The organism is Bartonella acomydis (genome assembly GCF_039543025.1).
GTDB lineage: Bacteria > Pseudomonadota > Alphaproteobacteria > Rhizobiales > Rhizobiaceae > Bartonella > Bartonella acomydis.
Genome location: NZ_BAABIY010000014.1, coordinates 1 through 21,410 on the forward strand (window position 1 = coordinate 1; position 21,410 = coordinate 21,410).

Annotated in this window: 16 protein-coding genes, 1 tRNA gene and 2 pseudogenes; 8 read left to right on the plus strand and 11 right to left on the minus strand. The window is 36.1% G+C overall.

The features are described 5' to 3' along the window. Positions 1–909: 909 nt before the first annotated feature. The 3 genes and pseudogenes from ABD909_RS03595 to ettA form a co-directional block, all read right to left on the minus strand. Positions 910–1,847, minus strand: a pseudogene (locus ABD909_RS03595) (methyltransferase domain-containing protein). A 411-nt stretch (positions 1,848–2,258) separates the two neighbouring features. After that, a pseudogene (gene murD / locus ABD909_RS03600) lies at positions 2,259–2,462 on the minus strand (UDP-N-acetylmuramoyl-L-alanine--D-glutamate ligase); the annotation flags it as partial. Between the two features lie 107 nt (positions 2,463–2,569). Continuing rightward, on the minus strand, positions 2,570–4,219 hold the full coding sequence (gene ettA, locus ABD909_RS03605) for an energy-dependent translational throttle protein EttA (protein WP_345096597.1): 1,650 nt from the start codon (positions 4,217–4,219) through the stop codon (positions 2,570–2,572). A gap of 160 nt (positions 4,220–4,379) precedes the next feature. Between ettA and ABD909_RS03610 the strand changes: the two genes are divergently transcribed. Continuing rightward, positions 4,380–4,916 (plus strand): hypothetical protein, encoded by a 537-nt coding sequence (locus ABD909_RS03610; protein WP_345096598.1) that lies wholly within the window; start codon positions 4,380–4,382, stop codon positions 4,914–4,916. Positions 4,917–4,963: 47 nt separating this feature from the next. Then, positions 4,964–5,572: a bifunctional nicotinamidase/pyrazinamidase gene (pncA, locus tag ABD909_RS03615; protein WP_345096599.1), complete on the plus strand. Its 609-nt coding sequence runs from the start codon at positions 4,964–4,966 to the stop codon at positions 5,570–5,572. Positions 5,573–5,618: 46 nt separating this feature from the next. Here pncA and ABD909_RS03620 read toward each other — a convergent pair whose 3' ends face one another. Then, positions 5,619–6,671, minus strand: coding sequence for a DUF475 domain-containing protein (locus tag ABD909_RS03620; RefSeq protein ID WP_345096600.1), 1,053 nt, complete (start codon positions 6,669–6,671; stop codon positions 5,619–5,621). Positions 6,672–7,011: 340 nt separating this feature from the next. Here ABD909_RS03620 and ABD909_RS03625 point away from each other — a divergent pair, with 340 nt between their 5' ends. Together ABD909_RS03625 and ABD909_RS03630 are read left to right on the plus strand one after the other, a co-directional pair. Further along, entirely contained in the window at positions 7,012–7,551 is a 540-nt protein-coding gene (locus ABD909_RS03625; protein ID WP_345096601.1) for a helix-turn-helix domain-containing protein, read from the plus strand. Positions 7,552–7,958: 407 nt separating this feature from the next. Then, the gene (locus ABD909_RS03630; RefSeq protein WP_345096602.1) at positions 7,959–8,138 is read left to right on the plus strand and encodes a YegP family protein; all 180 of its coding nucleotides are present in this window, start codon (positions 7,959–7,961) and stop codon (positions 8,136–8,138) included. 368 nt (positions 8,139–8,506) lie between these two features. On the opposite strand, the gene ABD909_RS03635 is transcribed toward ABD909_RS03630, so the two are convergent. Further along, positions 8,507–8,821 carry a hypothetical protein gene (locus ABD909_RS03635; protein ID WP_345096603.1) on the minus strand — a complete coding sequence of 105 codons (315 nt, stop codon included), beginning with the start codon at positions 8,819–8,821 and terminating at the stop codon, positions 8,507–8,509. 457 nt (positions 8,822–9,278) lie between these two features. Next, positions 9,279–9,611 carry a hypothetical protein gene (locus tag ABD909_RS03640; RefSeq protein ID WP_345096604.1) on the minus strand — a complete coding sequence of 111 codons (333 nt, stop codon included), beginning with the start codon at positions 9,609–9,611 and terminating at the stop codon, positions 9,279–9,281. A 473-nt stretch (positions 9,612–10,084) separates the two neighbouring features. On the opposite strand from ABD909_RS03640, the gene ABD909_RS03645 reads away from it, so the two are divergent. After that, a complete protein-coding gene (locus ABD909_RS03645; protein WP_345096605.1) occupies positions 10,085–10,399 on the plus strand; it encodes a helix-turn-helix domain-containing protein in 315 nt (104 codons plus the stop codon). On the opposite strand, the gene ABD909_RS03650 is transcribed toward ABD909_RS03645, so the two are convergent. Next, positions 10,323–10,505, minus strand: a complete 183-nt coding sequence (locus tag ABD909_RS03650; RefSeq protein ID WP_345096606.1) for a hypothetical protein — start codon at positions 10,503–10,505, stop codon at positions 10,323–10,325. The two genes, ABD909_RS03645 and ABD909_RS03650, sit on opposite strands and share 77 nt — an antisense overlap. A gap of 1,096 nt (positions 10,506–11,601) precedes the next feature. After that, positions 11,602–11,678 (minus strand) — tRNA-Ile (locus ABD909_RS03655). Between the two features lie 171 nt (positions 11,679–11,849). Between ABD909_RS03655 and ABD909_RS03660 the strand changes: the two genes are divergently transcribed. Continuing rightward, positions 11,850–12,587, plus strand: a complete 738-nt coding sequence (locus ABD909_RS03660) for an SIMPL domain-containing protein (protein ID WP_345096607.1) — start codon at positions 11,850–11,852, stop codon at positions 12,585–12,587. Between the two features lie 38 nt (positions 12,588–12,625). Here the strand turns inward: ABD909_RS03660 and ABD909_RS03665 are convergent, their stop codons facing one another. From ABD909_RS03665 to dnaG, 3 genes are all read right to left on the minus strand, one after another. Next, the gene (locus ABD909_RS03665; RefSeq protein WP_345096608.1) at positions 12,626–13,087 is read right to left on the minus strand and encodes a YcgN family cysteine cluster protein; all 462 of its coding nucleotides are present in this window, start codon (positions 13,085–13,087) and stop codon (positions 12,626–12,628) included. 564 nt (positions 13,088–13,651) lie between these two features. Next, positions 13,652–15,664: an RNA polymerase sigma factor RpoD gene (gene rpoD, locus ABD909_RS03670; protein WP_345096609.1), complete on the minus strand. Its 2,013-nt coding sequence runs from the start codon at positions 15,662–15,664 to the stop codon at positions 13,652–13,654. Between the two features lie 349 nt (positions 15,665–16,013). Further along, the gene (dnaG, locus tag ABD909_RS03675) at positions 16,014–17,951 is read right to left on the minus strand and encodes a DNA primase (protein ID WP_345096610.1); all 1,938 of its coding nucleotides are present in this window, start codon (positions 17,949–17,951) and stop codon (positions 16,014–16,016) included. A gap of 134 nt (positions 17,952–18,085) precedes the next feature. On the opposite strand from dnaG, the gene ABD909_RS03680 reads away from it, so the two are divergent. Next, positions 18,086–19,303, plus strand: a complete 1,218-nt coding sequence (locus tag ABD909_RS03680; protein ID WP_345096611.1) for a mechanosensitive ion channel family protein — start codon at positions 18,086–18,088, stop codon at positions 19,301–19,303. A 71-nt stretch (positions 19,304–19,374) separates the two neighbouring features. Further along, the gene (locus tag ABD909_RS03685) at positions 19,375–21,066 is read left to right on the plus strand and encodes a Na/Pi cotransporter family protein (protein WP_345096612.1); all 1,692 of its coding nucleotides are present in this window, start codon (positions 19,375–19,377) and stop codon (positions 21,064–21,066) included. Positions 21,067–21,410: the final 344 nt, after the last annotated feature.

Genomic DNA, 21,410 nt, shown 5'->3' on the forward strand with positions numbered 1-21,410 from the left:
CACACCCTAACCTTACACATCATAAAATACTATACTCGCAAAAGCTTGGCTGAGGAAATCCTCAGCCAAGCCAGACAATCTAAGGGATCCACGCGGGGGGGGGGGGAGGAGGTTCCCCGATCGTCTTCTCGCATCAACCACTAAGATAGCCAATGCAATATCTCTGCTATAGAATAAAATGTTCTAAACAACAAGAAATTCTTATCAACTTCCACGCAAAAAAACACAAAAAAATTATAAATCGTTTAAAAATGGAAAAATTTAGGCAAAAAATATTCAAAATGATCCAATTTGAAGCAATTTTATTTCAAAGAGAATCAATAATGATCTAACAACATTATAATTTCATAGTCATTTTTCAGAAACTTTAATAACCATAAAATTTAAAAGCATAAGTGATTTGCTTGAATATCATTTAAAGATAAAGACAAGGCATATAAAAACAGCAAATACCTATTCAATAACTTTCATCATAACAAGCAAAATATAAGCGCTTTAGCCGATAAAATTACATAAAAAAATCAAAGCTCTAAACGCCTTTTATATCGAATAATTGATCATTATCTAAGATTGTGATAAATTCTTTCACAATCAGAAAATTCAATATATTATTGTAAAAAATAATGGTCAATAAAGATAATTTACCCTCTTAATACTGAGTTTAGTTTCCTTACAAAATGACACAAAAGACTATATCAAACCCCTCATAATAATCCTAACAGCCTCATCTCTATAGGAGTTTTAGTAATACAGCTTACACACCAACCTATTAAAGTACCTGCAACAGCTCACGAAAAAAATACAATGTGCATGTAAAAAACAATAACTTTTTAAAGATTAGGCTCAAATGACACTTCTACTGCTTTTCATTTAAAAAATCAGAGAATAGAGCAGATTCACAAAATAGGATTATGCAAAATCGACTTCCTTATCGTTAATATCATCTATAAGGATACGTGGATCACGTGCAAGCCAAACTGCAACCATTTGCCTCTCATTATTTTCATTTTTTATAGGAGTAAGATAAAGCTTTTGTTCTAAAATGAGCCCTACATTTTTAATCCATTTTTCCATCTGTGAGCCTAAAAATCCAAAGTGCACATAAGTGTGGCAGACACGTGCAGTATCAACATCAGGTGTAACAAAATCCACAATCAGTAAACGCCCCTGAGGACGTAAAACACGCACCACCTCATGCAAAGCCATCTCAGGACTCTCAAGAAAATGAAAAGCGCAATGAACAAAGAACCAAATCAAAAGTTTCCTCTCCAACAGAGAGCTGCAAAACATCACTCTCAAGCATAACTTCAACGGAACACCTATAAAGACCGGAAAACAATTTTAAGACAGAAGCAGTATTTATACCAATACTTAGCATCGTCTCAAATGGCTTATCGCCAATGATTTTAAGTAAAGCACTTTCCACAACATGATCTGCAATATAGGATAACCGAAATGCCTCCCTCTGCGCTGCATTTCGTAAAAAAAACTTCCTCCCCATTTTGGAGCTCCATTTTTTAACATACATCAAACGTTTTAAATCATACGCCAATATAGCCTCATGCTTTGGTAAAGTGGCAATAACAGCCATCACAATGTCTTTGCCCCAAAACTATGACAAAACTTAAAATAACTCTCATCGCCCTTCTGATAACATATAATCGACCCTACCTCACACAATAAATGTAAATGCCACAAAACATGCGATTGCGACTGCTCAAGAATAAAACTAAGATCGGAGATTTTAAATCTTCACGACACAAAAGTGCCAAAATACGCAAACGATTCACTTCTGCCATCATTTTCAGCAATCCAATCATTGCATCCAAATTTTCTATTTTCTTCATCAATTCTCCGTAACTTAGATAAACGTTTATTTTGAATAATAGAAAATCAAACAGAAGGTATAGAGTTGCATAACTGTTATTCATATTGTTTGCTAATAATATAAAAATGAGAGATTTATACAAAATGAGTGGCTTTTCCCCCCACTATTTCCCCAATCGCAAAACCACATATGAAAACTTATAACGCTCTATTGTAACTTAATGGGTAAAAAATGTTGATACATGTTACAGCATATCAAATATGATAGCCTCACTCCGTAAAGAAGATAATCAGAATTCCACGTTATTTCTATCTTAAATGCAATGAATAAAAAAACTCACACCACAGCATACATTGCTAAAAACAAAACATTCCTTAATCATGATAATTGATCATTTTCAACTAGAATGAGCCCATCGAATATGACAAAATTCCTTTACCTGTCCCCCAACAAGCCAAAATATCATGAAAAGCAACAAATGCGAGAGCAAATGCTGCATTAGTAGCCTTATTATCATTAACAAACAAAACTGATCCCACTTTAGCACCTGTTGCATATGATGCGCCACCCCTTGATAACTTGCTAAATGCTTGTTCATATGTGAATTGATTATTTTTAAAAGACGTAAAGACGCCCTTATAAACATCTCAATGCGAAAACGATCGGCAACATGAGCAATGGCAAAAGCAAAACCAACCAACATCACCATTTTTTACAACCAAATACAAAAAATAAAAAATGCTAGCGTGTAAGCGGCTTATAGTTGACACGCTTAAGATTGAGAGTTTCTGCACCAAAACGGCGGATCTTATCAGCCTCATATTCAGCAAAATTCCCTTCAAACCATTCCACATGGCCATCACCTTCAAAGGCCAAAATGTGCGTTGCCAATCTATCAAGAAACATACGATCGTGTGATATAATCACCGCACAACCAGCAAAATTTTCTAATGCATCTTCCAATGCCGCTAATGTTTCAGTATCAAGATCATTCGTTGGTTCATCAAGAAGAAGAACGTTGCCTCCCTCTTTTAAAAGTTTAGCCAAATGGACGCGATTACGCTGCCCTCCGGATAAATTTGCCACCTTTTGCTGTTGATCTATGCCCTTGAAATTAAAAGCACCGCAATAAGCGCGGCTATTCATCTCATATTTGCCTAATTTAATAATGTCATTTCCACCAGAAATCTCTTCCCAAATGGTTTTATCACCCGCCAATGCATCACGACTTTGATCAACGTAACTCATATGCACTGTTTCTCCGATACGAATTTGTCCCGAATCTGGTTGTTCCTGCCCCGTCAACATTTTAAACAAAGTAGTCTTTCCCATACCATTGGCACCAATAACTCCCACAATACCACCAGCTGGAAGCTTAAAAGAGAGATTATCAATTAAGACACGCTCACCATATGCTTTAGAGAGATTATGAACTTCAATCACGACCTGCCCCAATCTTTCTCCAATAGGAATAATGATTTGTGCCTCTCCAGGACGGCGCTCACGTGCAACTTGGACTAACTCATCATAGGCTTTAATTCGAGCTTTCGATTTTGCTTGACGTCCTTTTGGGCTCGCCGCTATCCACTCTTGCTCGCGGGATAATGCACGCTGACGTGCTGCCTCTTCACGACTTTCCTGCGCCAAACGTTTGGCTTTTGCCGCCAAATAAGCAGAATAATTTCCTTCATAAGGAATGCCTTTACCGCGATCGACTTCTAAAATCCAACCAGTTACATTATCGAGAAAATAACGATCATGCGTTACCAAAAGCACCGCACCAGGATATTCACGCAGATGCCTTTCAAGCCAAGCTGTCGTTTCTGCATCCAAATGGTTTGTTGGTTCATCCAAAAGCAACAAATCAGGTTTCGACAACAGCAATTTACAAAGCGCAACACGCCGCTTCTCACCCCCTGAAAGCTTTACCACACTCTCATTGGCAGGGGGGCACCCAAGAGCAGCCATAGCCATTTCCACTTGACTTTCTAAATCCCACAAATTCTGGCTATCGATAATATCTTGAAGCCGAGCACTTTCATCTGCCGTTTCTTCACTATAATTCATCATCAATTCATTATAACGTTCGATAATTGCCTGCTTATCTGCAACCCCTTCCATCACATTGCCACACACATCTTTGCTTGTATCAAGAAAAGGTTCTTGCGGCAAATAACCACAACGCGCCCCCTCAGAAAGCCATGCTTCTCCCGTATATTCCTTATCAAGCCCAGCCATAATACGTAAAATAGTTGATTTACCAGCACCATTTGGTCCTAAAATACCAATCTTTGCATCTGGATAAAAAGATAAATGAATATTTTCTAAAATTTTTTTATTGCCATAAGCTTTGTTAAGCCCAGCCATGTGATAGATAAATTGACGTGCCATAAATTTCTCTTTATATTGTGTGGTATTAAAGGTTAGGACTTTGAAAATTGCTTTCGCTTTTCTTAAGCTGTGCAGTCAAAGAGTGCTTGCATTGTATCAAAACTTTTCACTTTATATTGATACATTTTTTTTAATCTCACAAGCCCTACAACGATTTTAAATGCAAAAAAACATTCCTTCGAAGAGCAAAGAGCAAATTTTTTTAGCTGTACCTGAAACGTGTCATCACACATCAACTGTCTTTTCTATACCAGATACAACATTGTGTTTTTACCGTATTAAACCAACATATCAATGCAATATAGTCCCCCCCCAAAAACCAATTCTCTATGCTCCCTCTTTTTTTACCTTATGGGCTTTACATTACGCAGTACAAAACCCCTCCCTTTTTTCATCAATTTTATGTTATGGAAAACAATGGGTGTCTCCCCTTGCCTTGGTATGGCTCAAGCTGCGTTTACAAAATGATCGCCGCCTTATGGGATCTGATGTTCCAAGTCTGATGATCATGAAAGCTTTACACCAACATGTAGCGATGAGTCACTACAGTGCACTCCCCATTGGAAAATGGCTACAATTCGTAAAAGGCTATAAAATGAATTGTAAAAGCCTCTCTATTCCTCTTTTTTGGCTTGATAATTATAAAAATAATGCCAATATCCACGAAATTATCTTAAAACTTCAAAATAAAATATGATCTCTTAAAAGTACCACAAAAGTTATATCTCCTACAGGAATATATTTATGGAAAAAAAGGCCTTAATCGTCATTGATGTTCAAAATGACTTTTTACCAGGTGGAGCACTTGCAGTACCACAAGGCAATATTATTTTACCAGCTGTCAATAATCTCATAGACCGTTTTGAGCATGTTATTTTAACCCAAGACTGGCATCCGAGAAACCATTGTAGTTTTGCTTCTTCTTATACCAATAAAAAACCCTATGATACCGTTAATCTTGACTATGGACCTCAAATAGTTTGGCCCGATCACTGCATACAAGGAACAGAGGGAGCAAACTTTCATGCATCTCTCAAAATTGATAAAGCACAACTCATTCTTCGAAAAGGTTATAATCCAAAAATGGATAGCTATTCCGCTTTTTTGGAAAATGACCAAAAAACACCAACAGGCTTACAAGTTTACCTCAAAGAACATGGTTTTACAAAACTTTCTATGTGTGGCTTGGCAATGGATTTTTGTGTAGGATTTTCTGCTCTTCATGCCATACAATGCGGCTTTAAAGTCAGCGTTTCATTAAACGCCTGCGCTGGTATTGATCTCAATGGCTCTCTCAACACCATGCTTAAACTTATGAATGAAGCGGATATAGAACTCTTAATGGTCTCTTAAAATCTCTTATCCTTTTTACTATTGCTACACACAAAAAATTCTTAATTTATTTTGCGTCAACCTCTTTATTGAAATGATGATGCTTAAAACGAAGAGAAGAATAAAACGCCATCCCAATAATACAAATCCCCACCAATCCAGTTAAAACTTCAGGAATCGCTATAACAGTTTGCAAATACATAATCACCGCGAGTACCAAAATCGCATAAAAAGCGCCATGCTCCAAATAACGATAATACAACAATATCCCTGATTCGACCAACATAATCGTCATAGAACGAACATAAAACGCACCAATACCAAGACCAATTGCGATAATAAAAAGATTGTGAGAAAAAGCAAAAGCACCAACAACCCCATCAAAAGAAAAACTCGCATCTAGAATCTCTAGATAAAGAAAAGCTCCTGCTCCTCCTTTGGCAACGGATGCAAGAGTTGTTTTTGGAGCGTCCAAAAGCGAACTGACAGCTTCAACCCCTATAAATGTCAAAAGTCCATAAAGAGCAGCAAATACAAAAGTCATTCTATCTTCTGTGGCAAGTTGTGTTGAAAAAAATAATATCAAAGCCAAAATGATTGCAATATCGACACCAACAAGCGTTCCAAATTTTTGGGCAGGTCTTTCTATAAAAGCAAGCCAATGCACCTCTTTTTCAGAGTTAAAAAAATATTTTAAACCGACCATCATGAGGAAAGTTCCTCCAAAAGCCGCAATTCCCACATGCGCATCTGTTAAGATTGCCGCATAGCGATGTGGTTCCCATACTGCTAATTTTACGGCCGCAATTGGATTAATCCCGACAGCAACAGCAACCACTAGTAGCGGAAAAATAATCCGCATTCCAAACACGGCTACCAAAATACCCCATACTAAAAAACGTCGGCGCCATAACGGATCCATTGTTCCAAGAACACGGGCATTTATAATGGAGTTATCAAAAGATAAAGAAATTTCTAAAATACCAAGAACACAGCAAATAAAAAAATACTTCAGAACACCAGTAACACTCCCCGTTTCTAACCAACCAAGAGTACCTCCCACAAAGATACCAACAATTGTGAAAAAAAAGGTCCATTTAAAATAGCCTAATAAGGCCATGATCATTCCTCAAAATTTATTTCTTTAATCTACCTGTATCAAAAACCAAAGGATTGTATCTCTTAAAATAGAGAGAATCCACACGGCTGCCTTATATGGAATTCCCTCTAGAAAAAACAAGATAAAGAATCAGTAATTCTATTATTTTGCTAAAAATATAAGCAAAAGTCCTAGATAAGATGCAGCATAACTATTCAAAAACCGCTTTCTATCCACTAAAATTAAAAAAATAAAGAAAAATAAAGCTATAAATATTGACATTACATCATGAGTTATTAATACATAGTGTGCCTTTATTGGTTTAAACTATACCATGATGATTTACCGAGGGAGATAATTCGTGGCACGTCCTGAAACTGAATCGAAAACTATATTTGGCAAACGTTTACGTTATGTACGTCTTGCTTTAGGAGACCCATCGCGTGAAACTTTAGCTAAAAGCTTTAGTATGACAAAAAACTCTATCGCTTTTTATGAACGTGGAGAAAGAGAACCCAACCTTAGTGTTTTACAAACATACCGCACGTTATATGGTGTCAATATTAATTGGCTTTTGACCGGACAAGGAAAAATGTTTGACACCGAGTATGCGAAAGGTGACTTTGATTGGAACTATTTTATAAAAAAAATCGAGGGACTTGAAGAAATTCTTGCCAACAATGATTGTAGTGAAAACCCAAATCAAGAAAAGATTGATAGATCTTACGAGAAATTGCAGCATTACTTGTCAAAACAAGGTATATCGAATGGTCTGAATCCAAAATCTGCAAGTTCTCTCATTGATATGAAAGCGAAAATGGCTAATTCTTACACCCTTAGCTTGTTCATTGATCTACTTATTCGAAGCGTATCACAAAAAGAAATTATAGCCAATCAATAAGCATTTTTGTTACAAGAAACAACAAGTATAGATAAACTTTATCAGCACGGAAAGAAATTTTCTTACTTTTCCATGCTGATAAAGTTTAGTGCGTTATATTTTTATAGTAGAAGAAGCAAAAAGAATAACTTAATAATAATGAAAAGAAATTTTTTCTACTCTAAATAGAGTAATAATTTCATGAGAATTTAAAAAATAATTTTTATAGTATAAAATACCTATTTATAACTTATTGACAATAAATATTTTTCTGTTACAAATATAAAACCCTCATAGAAATTTTGTTTAAAACAAAAAATTGAAGGGGAATACATTGACTACTTACTATAGAGACATACCTTAAATCCATAGTCAGAGTGTTTGAATTTCATCCTGAAAATTATTGGCTATTTTATAAGGTGAGAAACATGTATTTTGAGGTGTTTCAAGGTGTTCATAATCAATGGTACTGGCGTTTAATCTCAGGCGATGAACAAAAAATTGCTTTCTCTAGCAAGGGGTATCCAACAAAACAAGATATCCTGATAAATATTGAGCAGATAAAAGAGATTACGCATAAGGCTCTTATTAAAGAACTACAATCCTAACGTTCTTTAATTATCAAAAATTATTTGGTTATTTAGAGCCTTACATTGTACTTTTATGAGGGAAAGCAAAGCAACTGCTCTTCCCTCAAGAGAAAAGTTTTTATGTGATCTTTAATATAGAAAAATGAAATAAAGCTTCTGGCAGATTCCGTGCTTGCTAAAAAGTTGTGGAACCATATAAATTTTTAATCATCTTAACATATCTATAAACTTGAATAATAGAAAAAAACATAACCCTATCAGCAAATAAACATCCGCGTTTATAATAAAGATTTATCTCTTTCTCACTATCCCTAACCTCTTGCATTACTTTCTTCACACTTTCAAACTCTTTCATAGACAACTCCAATGCAAAAAAATAAACACAATCACTTTTTCGTATCATCTTCAGACTTCATTGCTTCCTGATATTGTTTTATAACTTCCTCGCATTGCTTCACTTGTTTTTTCAGTTTTTCAATTGCTTGATCGCGTCTTTTAATCACCATACTTTGCTCTTTAATAGATCTATCTCGCTCTTCAGTCACCTTTATAGAATCTCTTAAAAATTCATGCTTTATTTTTCGTACTTGTTCTTTAAGAACGTTAACTTTGTCACGATAATAAAGAGCAAACCGAAACATGACTCCACTAAAAAGCAAAACAACAATCACCACTGCTAATAAAATTTCATTTACGCTCATTTTGATTTCCTTTAATTGCCATTAAACTGATCATATCGACCAATTTTTTTTGTTTTGTCCTCCATTAAAAAATGCAAAAATTGTATGCCAAGTGCAACAAATCGCGCTCGGTCCCCTTATTCACTCCATCAAACCACGCTAAAAAATGACACAAAATGCAAGATCACAAATGATTTCAAACAATACAAATAACCCGACAAGCTCAACAAATGCCTTCATCTCACCGTTTTGCTTACCTTTTTTGCATCATGCAGGGTAGGGTTTCCTATGCAAATCTCTTTCTCATTACAAAAATTTTCATAGTTACAAACCTCGATATGACCATAAACTTTCCTTTTCTTACAAACCTTTGTATAAACGCAAATTAAATCATTGACATAAATTTTAGAATTTTTGAGTATCTTTATACCGTTATAAAAACGAGAATAGCCGTCAATCTATGCATTGCCATGAACCTTCAAACTAATAAATAAATCTTTATCTTTGTTGCAAATATACAACCTAATACAGCTCCCCCATAACCATATATTTGTGCATTACTATACACATAAACAAAGCTGAAAACAGGAAATACGCAATATATCTGCGCACTATCATAAACACAAATGTTCGTGCAAAAAGGAATGTCTTCATAAACCATAGTGTCAATCAAAACACACCCATTTTCGATAAAACAGCTATCATTTATATGATATTTTTCTCCAAAATCATCTTTGTTACTAAGCTTAGCTTCATGCTGTATAAAATTACCAAGATTACTTTTGGAGATATTTTTAAACTCTCTTAACACACACATGCCATATACCATCTCTGATAGTAACTTAAGCTCTTAAAACAAAAGAGAAATCAGTGCTCCATGTCCACGAATCTGTATTTTCTACAGCCATGATTTTTCCTTCAGAGTATAGAAACCCGCTATATCCACACACAAAATGCAGAAATTTCTCACAAAAGCCAATGTTGGAGTATATCTTGATTTACAATGATGCCGCGTATACTATTAGTAATATTTTATGAACACACTAAGTGTATTTCCATCTATGGTTATACGCACCTACTCGTCACGATCATGAAACTGAGCAATCATTTCTTATTGTTTCGAATCTAAAAGTGTATGGAGACATTTTGTTATTAGTAAAAAACAACTCTGTATCCTTCATAAACGAAAAGCTACACATAGGTATTTCCATGCTCCTTATCTCATATATTCTGGATTCGCAGTACAATATTAACGCTATAGCGTAAATGTGTAAAGGTCTAAAAATGAAAAAGACTGAAAAAGATTGGTTCCAACGCTTAATTGAATTGATAGAAAGTGACGGACGCACAATGATTCAAATAAGTAAAGCAGCAGGCTGTGGACAAAACTACGTACAACAAATGATAAAGGGAGGAAAAAGACCCTCTGTCGATAAACTTATGGCTATTCTTAATACACTCGGAAATGCTAGCGCCATATATGTGATAACTGGTTTTAACATCTCCGATGAAGATTTAAAACTTATCGCTTTGATTTCGTCTGGAGATAAAAAGAAGATTGAAGCTTTAAACATTCTGTTGACTGAGCAGAAGTTGTAGAGTTTTCTACTATTTTCAATATTTCTTGCTTTTGAGCTGTAGACAAAGCCTCCCATTTTACAATGATATCAGATAAAGCTGAATCAAATTTTTCTTCATTCTTCATAGCTATACTCCATGTAGACAAACTAGATAACGCGAAAGCGTTTATACATATCCCATAACCTTAGAAAAAAATATTTGCAATTGGCAGTATGGAAGCAGTTTTATACAAACAGCTTTTATAAAATCAGATGGAACTCTGTTGTTTATGTACCATGATGAAACAGAAAACATTCTAAGATCCAGACCTTTTTACGAAAAAATTAGCATTATCACTTTTATCAACAACGTTAATAATGTTACGCAGATCTGATGATTCGAACCAATAGCGAATCAAAGCAAAAATATCTCTAAAGACATTGCTGGTTTCCATGTGAAAGATACATCACAATTTTATTTTACATAGCACTATCTATGTTTTTTAAACGATACGATAAGACAAAAACATAACAATGCGATACGCCTAGCTTTTATGAACAACAGCGCTACCTACAACTTTACAATATATTTTCTAAAAAGGAAGTCTTCTTTCTGAAAGCTCCTTTGGAATACAGACATAGAGATCTTTCATGAACAAAAAGGTAGTACTTAAAAAGAGACAATGGATCAAGCCCTAATGATCCCCCCCATGTATAACAAATATTTACCCAAAAACAATAAATGTCGCATTGTTGATCACACAATACATATAAATCTATATGAATGACGTTCTTTTATACAGGCTTAAACGATAATGATGCAACCTGATCGAAAAAACATAATAGATCATATTATTTATGAAAGTGACAGAGAAAAGCCAATTTAAAATAAAAATTTCTCCGATTTTAGCTGAAAACGCAAAAAACTGATAACCCAGCTTATTGGAAATAATATTACATTTGCAAAAAAGCAATAATAAACTTACCGGAAACAATTTTCCTCTGTTTCATGAGAAATATAAAGTGCACAATAACTTACATCAATTCATGTAGGTGCAGAACCATTATCAATGTTTGGCTAAACATAAAGGGAGCACAACATGACTCTATACAAAAATTATAAATAAAAAGTTGTTTGCAAGAAAGCACTCAAAAGAAGAATTTAGGATAAATAAAAAACAAATCAGAAGGACGACAGAACACTTAATTCTAAAACCGCCACATAACCTATTCTTTTATAAGTGGTGGGCCCGGAGGGACTCGAACCCCCAACCAAGCGGTTATGAGCCGCTGGCTCTAACCAATTGAGCTACAGGCCCCACATAGGTTGTTCCTCTCTAAACTAAAACGCCCCATGATACAAGAGCCTACCTTAAATTATAAACCTATCTTTTTTCTTTTCTATTGGTTTTTTTTCTAATGCTCTAATTTCTTTACAAGAACTCCTAGAAATGAGAAAGTAATAAATTGTTAAATATAAAGGAATAGATATGAAAAAAACAGTTTCCCATTCGTTGAATCACTATAGCATCAAAATAGCGATGATGATACTCGCGCTGCTCGTCAGTTCCCTCCCCCTATATGCCGAAGCAAGCAAAATGAAAAACGCAACAATTACAGTTACCGCAACTGGCGAAAGCCAAGCAGCACCAGATATGGCAATTATTAATCTCTCCGTTGTGACTGACGATAAAACTGCTCAAAAAGCATTAGCAGAAAATAATAAGTCCATGAATGATATTGTAAATGCCTTTAAAAACAGTGGTATCAAAGCAAATGATTTACAAACATCGGGTTTATCTATTTATCAATCTCACCCTGATAAACATCACGAAAAAAAGAACAATGAAAAACTCTATCATGTTTCAAATTCTTTAACTGTACGCATTCGTGATATTTCCAATGCTGGTAAAATATTTGATCAAGCAATGGCGCTCGGCATTAATTCAGTAAATGGTATTACCTTTACCAATGCTGATACAAAACCACTTTATCAAGAAGCACGCAAAAAAGCTATTGCTGAAGCCATTGAAAAAGCGAAAACGATAGCGCAAGCAGCAGATGTAAAATTAGGAAAAATCACTGAGATCAATGAAAATAATGATCACCATTACCTGATGCCACGTCTTATGAGCCGGGCAGCGGATACAAGCTATGCAGATACAAATTTTTCAGGGGGTGAATTAAGCTATAATGTCAGTGTTACTGTGGTGTTTTCTATAGAGTAAGCTATATAATATCATCACTTATTACATAAAACAATATATCACTGGCCTTCACAAAGAAGACCAGTGATATATTCAAGGTAGGCTTCTTCAGACGGTAGTTCATCTTCGTAAACTTCTATCTGTCCACGTGCAGAAAATTGTGTCTGATGCACGGTCTGACAATCTCCTGATACCAACCAATGCCACCATTGCAGATCTTTTCCCTCGCTCATCAATCGATAAGCACAAGTTTCTGGTAGCCAACGGGCTGTTTTAACCGTCGCAATATCTAACGCTATACAATTGGAAACAATTGATTGACGATGAACATAATTTCGACACCGACAAGTTTCCCTATCTAAAAGACGGCAAGCAACACTGGTTGCATACAGATCACCCGTATCATCATCTTCTACTTTGTGCAAACAACAGCATCCACACCCATCACAGAGACTTTCCCACTCAAAAAGTGAAATTTCTTCTAGCTTTTTTACTTTCCAAAAAGGAGTTTCTTTACTCATAAAATCAGCCATACCTTTTTGAAAAAACGATCAAAAAACAAAATAAATAAATTTTCTGCATTACATTAAGATAAGTTTAAAAAAATTCAACAAAAAAGGTACTCTATTGAGCAAACAGCTAATATGCAGAAAGATAATGTTTCAAAATATGCAAATTAAAATACTCCATAACCTAAATGAAATCTTTAAACTCTCCACATCCATATAAATCGCCTATAGAAACGAAAAAAAGCATCTTAATCATAAAAAGTTGATACCTTTCTACAACACCAACCATTCTAAATATCATGTCTCTGAATAAATTAAATACTACAGGCAAAATAGTACTTTAGATATCATTCACTTTTTTGAGAAAACAGCCTATAATCCTCTTGCACTCTCTGCTGTTTTTATAAACAGTGGCACAAAGAACAAAATCACAAAAAACGCTAGACATCGCAAATTTTTCATGAATTGATTTATTCTGCCCCTTTCTCAAAGGGGCATCTCAAAAAACGATATAATGCACTTTTATCTACATTCATCAAAAAGAGAACGCCTTTGAAAATACAAAGACTCCTCTATTTAAGAATCGAGGAAACTACGTAACTTGCGTGAACGACTAGGATGTTTCAATTTACGAAGTGCCTTTGCTTCAATTTGGCGAATGCGCTCCCGCGTTACTGAAAATTGTTGACCAACTTCTTCCAATGTATGATCGGTATTCATTCCGATACCAAAACGCATCCGTAGTACACGCTCTTCACGTGGCGTGAGGGAAGCAAGGACACGAGTCGTTGTATCCCGTAGATTCGCCTGAATAGCTGCGTCAATTGGCAATAATGCATTCCTATCCTCAATAAAATCACCCAAATGAGAATCATCCTCATCACCAACAGGTGTTTCAAGTGAAATAGGTTCTTTTGCAATTTTAAGAACTTTCCGTACCTTTTCTAAAGGCATAGAAAGCTTGCTAGACAATTCTTCTGGTGTGGGCTCACGTCCAATTTCATGTAAGATCTGACGCGACGTACGTACAATTTTGTTAATTGTTTCAATCATATGGACAGGAATACGAATGGTACGTGCCTGATCAGCAATTGAGCGAGTAATTGCCTGACGAATCCACCACGTTGCATAAGTTGAAAACTTATAACCACGCCGATATTCAAATTTATCGACGGCCTTCATCAAGCCAATATTGCCTTCTTGAATAAGATCAAGGAACTGCAAGCCACGATTAGTATATTTTTTTGCAATTGAAATCACGAGACGCAAATTTGCTTCCACCATTTCTTTTTTAGCAATGGTTGATTCGCGTTCACCTTTTTGCACTTGTGTAACAATCCGACGAAATTCACTAATGGAAATAGCTGTTTCTTGAGCAAGATTCTGTATTTCGCTACGCAAATTTTGGATTTCTTTCGCTTCACGCATTGAAAACTCTTGCCAACCAGGTCTTGGCAAAGTAGCAATATAATTCACCCAATCTGCATCCAATTCACGACCTTGGTATTCCTTTAAAAAGTCCTCATGACCAATGCCATAACTATTAGCGATTCGTTTTAGCTTACCTTCATTATGAATCAGTCTTTTATTGATATCATAAAGCTGCTCAACCAAAGATTCAATACGGTTTTGATTCAAAGAGAGCGACTTTACTGCTTGAATCAACTCATTTTTTAATTGGATACATTTTTTCTTTTGAGAAGGTGAAAGAGCCCCCTCTTTCCGTTCTGCCAAACTGCTCTCAACATGCTGATCTTGCAGTTTTCGCAATTTTACATAGGTTTGCGCAATAAAATCCAATGTTTCCATAACTTGAGGACAAAGCTCATTCTCCATTGCAGCAAGAGATAAATTCACATCATCTTCGTCTTCTTCATCATCTTCAATACTTCTATCACCGGGGATTCCCTCAATATCACGTGTAGTAGCTGCTATCTTGTCCTCTTTTATTTTATCAACTTCGCTTCGTTCAACAAGTGGGGCTTGCTTTGCTTCTGGACCAGCGTAGGTCATTTCAAGATCAATAATTTCACGAAGAAGAATACGCTGTTCTTTTAATTCCTCACGCCAAATAATGAGTGCCTGAAAAGTCAAAGGACTCTCACAAAGTCCTGCAATCATTGTTTCACGCCCTGCCTCAATACGCTTAGCAATAGCAATTTCACCTTCACGCGAAAGCAGCTCAACAGCTCCCATCTCACGTAAATACATACGCACTGGATCATCAGTACGATCTGTGAGCTCACGTTTATTTGTTGTCGTTGCAATTGCGTGACTAGAAGCCTCTACTAAATCGCCTCCCACCACCATCACTTCTTCGTCATATTGTTCAGAATCGACTTCCTCTTCATCATCTACGACATTAATACCCATATCAGAGAACATCGCCAAGATATCTTCAATTTGTTCAGATGTAACCTCATCGGAAGGAAGAACTGCATTGAGTTCATCCATCGTCACATAGCCATTTTTTCTGGCAAGTTTAACCATTTTCTTGATGGCATCATCAGAAAAATCAAGAAGAGGACTATCCAAACTCGCTTGGCTTGTTACTTCCACATTATCTTTCTGTTTAACCTTTGTTGCCATACCGTAACTCCACTTGACCACTTCACAGCTCTCACGTGACCAGCTTTTTGTGTTCTCACTTAAACGTACTAACAGTTCCCCACAATATACTTCCTCTTAGAGCAGATTACTATTTGAAAGACTACATTTTATATATACCCTTCATTCACACAAAAACGCGGGAAAACTCTAGAAGTTTCCCCGACACCTCTCAGCCTTTCTGAGATAATCTCTATACCCTATAGTAAGAACCAATTTCCCGCTTTTCCTAAAATTTAGTCGTCATTTTTTATAAAACTTATAAAAATGCCGTTTTACATAACTTCTTCATACTAAGCCTTAGGTGACTGATTCGCATCAAAAAAGCGAATCATTTTACCGTATCTTGCTTATTCCCGTCTATTTTTTTATCCAAGCCCCCCCCAAATCCTTCAATTAATGCTTCTGTTGCTTGCATTTGCTCTATCTCACTTTTTACCTCACGAAGCAGATCAAAAACCTCACTCTTAGGATTTTCTACGAGTTGCTCTTCAATATCTTGTAGTCTCTTATGTAGGTGGTATTCCTGAAGATGCAAGTAGACAGCCTGTTTTAATATAGCACGAACATCTTCAATAGGTGCTCCAAGAAAAACAGTACGCATACCAATATTTTGTACAAGCTGTCTCATATGCTCTAGCAAAGCTTTTTGTCCTTTTTCTTCTAAGAGCGCAACCATTGTCTCTTTATCATGCAGCTGCTGATGACCAAGAATTTCTAACATAGATTGATGAAAACATACCAATTGTGTGTTTTGTAATTCCAGCTCAGCCAAAACTTCAAAATTTTCATACCATAATTCAGGATAATAAGCTAAAATCAATAAGATAACTGCCTCACGCAAAGGAATAGATTGCGAAGAATTGCGCACTATATCAGAATTTACCAAAGCAGGAAAAGCCTGATCTTTAAATATTCTATTTGGGGAGAACTGATGATAACGCCCTGTGAATGTTTTTTTCGAAAAAAAGGGAGAGAAAAAATCAAAAAGCCGCTTTTTTATATCCTGTAAATAATAACGGCGTATATCTTCATCCTTAATGGTAAAAATTTGCTGTTTTAGCTGTTTTTCTAGCGCTGCTCGTGCCTCTGGGGTTTCAAAACTCCTTCCATAAGTAGAACGCCACCACAAAAGCTCAATCAATGGAATTGCCTTTTGTAAAAAAGTGGAAAAAAGTTGTGCTCCACCAGCAGAAATAATTTCATCGGGATCTTTACCTTGTGGTAACAAAACAAAGCGTACGGATACCCCCGCCTTTAAAAGAGGCAACACGCGATCAGCTGCACGAAAAGCAGCTTTTAAACCAGCCTCATCGCCATCAAAACACAAAATGGGCTCAGAGCCCAACTGCCATAAAAGCCCGATTTGCGCTTCCGTTAATGCTGTGCCTAACGGTGCTACCGCTCCCTCAAAACCAGCCTTAGTCAGCGCAATCACATCCATATATCCTTCAACGACAAGAAGAGAGCGCACTTTGTCATCACCAACAGAGCGACTGTTTTTACGAGCAACGGCTGCATTGTAAAGCATATTCCCTTTATGAAACAGCACTGTTTCTGGGCTATTGAGATATTTTGCTGGCGTATCTTTCTCTAATGCACGCCCACCAAAAGCTACCACACGTCCGCGTAAATCTTCGATAGGAAACATAATACGATTTCTAAATCGATCATAGGAAACCGCATTATCTTCACTCCACTTGAGAAGTCCACAAGCCTCCATTTGTTTGACAGAAATACCACGTGCGCTTAAAGCTTCTTTTAAAGCTGTACGCCTCATGGAGGAAAAACCAATCCGAAAACGTTCTATGAATTTTGGGGTTACACCACGCGCATCAAGATAACAACGCGCCTGCATACCTTCTTTATCATGTAAGTTCTGTTGAAAAAAATCTGTAGCTATTCTCATAATGTCATAAAGATCAGCTTTTTCCATTTGACGTTTATGACTTTGTGGATCAAAAAGGGGTAATTTTATCCCTGCAAAATCAGCCAAACGCTCGACACTTTCTGAAAAGTGCAATCCATCAAGCTCACAAAGAAAAGTAAAAATATCGCCACTCACTCCACAACCAAAACAATAATAGCGACCTTTACGATCATCACAATGAAAACTTGGCGTTTTTTCCCCATGAAATGGGCAACAGCACCAAAAATCTCCTCGTGAAGGCTTACTTTTTTGAGGATCGAATACCACCCTTTGTCCAATAACTGTTGAAATGGGTAATCTAGTGCGAAGATCATCAAGGAAATCAGACGGAAAGCGCATTATCTCTCACAGAGGTTTAAAATTCTTTTTTGCATATTTAACGACTTTAGAGCATAATTCCAAGACTTCCTCTTCAAGCGGTTAAAAAATTCAAAGTCCTAACCGTATATTTCTTAGAAATGGAGAATGAAAAAGTGATCAAATTTCTTGTTCAATATCCACTGCTAGAATCTATTTCTTGGCTCATTGTTCTTATTATCATTGCGTTTTTAGTCAATTTGCTAGCACGAAACTTATTCTGTCACGGAGCAAAACGGCTTTCTTCTTTTCTTCCTAAAGAAACAGCCGTTGATATTAAAAACACCATTCATTACATAGCGGATATTATTGCTGCCTTTACGCTTTCCATTGGTATTAATTTCATCCCAACACTTCCTTCAACACTCAGCACGATTATAGGTAATGTTGCAAATGCTTTCATTATTTTTATGGTTGTTCTCATCATTTCTTCTTTTCTGAATATTATTAACACTCTTTATGAACAACGGCCAACAGCACGATTAAAACCAATAAAAGGTTATATTCAAATCGCTAAAATTGCGCTTTTTACTGTAGCTGCAATTCTGATGGTTGCCACATTAATTGACCGCTCACCTCTTATTCTTTTATCTGGTCTTGGTGCAATGGCCGCCGTACTCATGTTGATTTTTCAAGATACCTTGCTGTCTCTTATTGCAGGTATCCAAATTTCATCTACCGATATGGTTCGTGTTGGCGATTGGATTGAAATTCCCAGTCTTGATGTAGATGGTGATGTTATTGAGATCGCACTTCATACCGTTAAAGTACAAAATTTTGATAAAACAATCACAACTGTGCCTATCCGTAAATTAGTAACGGATCCTTTTAAAAATTGGCGGGGTATGGAAGAAGCCGGTGGACGACGCATTAAACGCTCTCTCTTCATTGACCAATCAAGTATCCGCTTTCATACTGAAGAAGAACAAGAACATCTTTCTCGATTTAATTTATTAGAAAATTATTTCACCAAAAAAATACCAGAAATCAATGAATGGAATATGCAATTAGATAAAAACCCCAATGTATTAGCCAATACCCGCCGTTTAACCAATATTGGAACTTTTCGTGCTTATGTTTTTGCTTATCTAAGAAAACATCTCGATATCGAACAAAACATGACACTGATGGCACGACAATTACCTCCAACACCAAATGGTTTACCCTTAGAAATCTATTGCTTTACCAACACAACCGTTTGGCTGGAATATGAACAAATTCAATCCGATATTTTTGATCACCTTTACTCCATTCTTCCCAGTTTTGGTCTAAAGATTTTTCAAAATCCAAGCGGCTATGATTTCCGTCATGTATTAGAAGCGAAAGAAAAGTAAAACAATAAAACAGAATTTATCAATCTTTGAGATCAACCGTATTTATAACAACAGAGAAAGAAAAAAGTATCATGCATGGTTCATTGGTACTCCTTCATCTTGCAGGCGCTATTTCTTTACTTCTTTGGGCGACACGCATGGTGCGTACAGGTGTTGAACGAGCCTATGGCGACAAGCTTAAATACAAAATGCGCCATGTCATTTCTAAACCTTTTTTTGCTGTAAGTTTTGGACTTTTTGCTGCTATGACTTTACAAAGTTCTACAGCAATAACACTGCTTGTTGGTTCTTTTGTTGAATCTGGTTTTATCTCTGGATTAGCAGGTCTTATGGCTGTACGCGGAGGAGAACTAGGATCAGCATTAGTGGTCAAAATTCTCTCCTATGACCTCACAATCGTTGTACCTTTGTGTCTTTTAATCGGCACTTGTATCTTTATGACAACAGAAAAACGTGATTGGCGTCAAATAGGACGTATTGTTATTGGCATTGGCCTTTTAATTTTATCTTTACAAATGATAAGCACAGCGACAGAACCTTTACGTGAGAGTGCGATTTTGCCCAACATTATCCGTTATCTTTCGACCGATCCGGTTTCCAGTTTTTTATTAGCAGCTGCATTGACTTATCTCTTGCATTCATCCATTGCAGGGATCATTTTGCTAATCAATTTAGCCAATTATGATCTTATCCATGCACAACTCTGTGTGATCATGGTGCTTGGTGTGAATTTTGGTTCTTCTCTTATAGCACCACTTTTAACACGCAGCGCCTCTCCTAATACCCGTCTCGTTCCCTTGGGAAATTTACTCATGCGTGGAGCCGGTTCAATCCTTGTCCTTATCTTCTTTCTCTCCTTTCAACCACCCATCACCTGGCTTGGCAATGATGCCTCTATTCAAGTGATCAACGCCCATATCATTTTCAATATTTTCATTCTCTTTGCTGGGATACCACTCTCGAAATGGATTTTAAAACTGACCACCAAAATTGTCGATTTAAGTACAAAAAAAACGCAAACTGATAAAACGCTTAATTTATCTCATCAAACAGCTCTTGATGACAGTGTTCTTGAACGTCCAACTTTAGCACTTTCTAATGTCATGCGTGAAGTTATCCACATTTGTGACCTTGTGGACATCATGCTGAAAAAAATCATGGAACTTTATGAAAAACCTGATCCTGACATCATCCGTGAGCTTAACCAACTAAACACCATATTGGATAAAAAGCACATCGCCATCAAACTTTATCTTGCACGCTTAGCTGGGCAAAAATTGTCGGATGAAGAAGCCCTTCAAACACAAGAACTTCTGGAAGCTTGTATAAAATTAGATCAAGCAGGAGATATTATTATTCATAATATGCTTATGCTGGTTAAAAAGAAACAACAGAAAGGGTTGCAATTTAACAGCGATGGGTGGAATGACCTTCTTCGTTTCCACTCCATTGTTCTCGCTAATGCGCATATTGCATTTAATGTTCTTGTCTCCCATGATACACACACTGCGCACTTACTTGTACAGAAAAAAGATCAACTGCGAAATTTAGAAAAAGAGATGAGTTTAAAGCATTTTAAACGTCTTCGTGAAGGTGATCTCAAAAATATAGAGTCATCCAGCCTTCATCTTGATACAGTACGCGATCTAAAACAAATTAACTCCCTTTTAACCTCAATGATCTACCCAATTTTAGAAGCACAAGGACTCCTCCAAAGTTCACGCCTGCTCAATCTGACTGAACAACAAAATCGTGAATTTTAAAAATATTTGCACAATAAGCAAATCCCATTGCTTATTAAATTATGAATGTTCAAATATCTGAGCCAAATCAAATTCTCTTGCAAGAAATACACCACTACACAATCTTACAATTAAGAAAAAGCCTATCATCAAAAACACAAAATCTATAGAATTGCCATGATGATATGGACATTTCGAGAAACTCAGTCGACACAATATTCCGTAAAGTATAAAACAGAAATATTCACTTTCAAGCTTCTCTGTTCTTATATTAACAAACTTATTTTCAATTTTTTTGAATCTATATTCTTTTTTATTCCTTAAATTAGATAAATTTAATTTTTATCAAAATATCAAAAAATCTT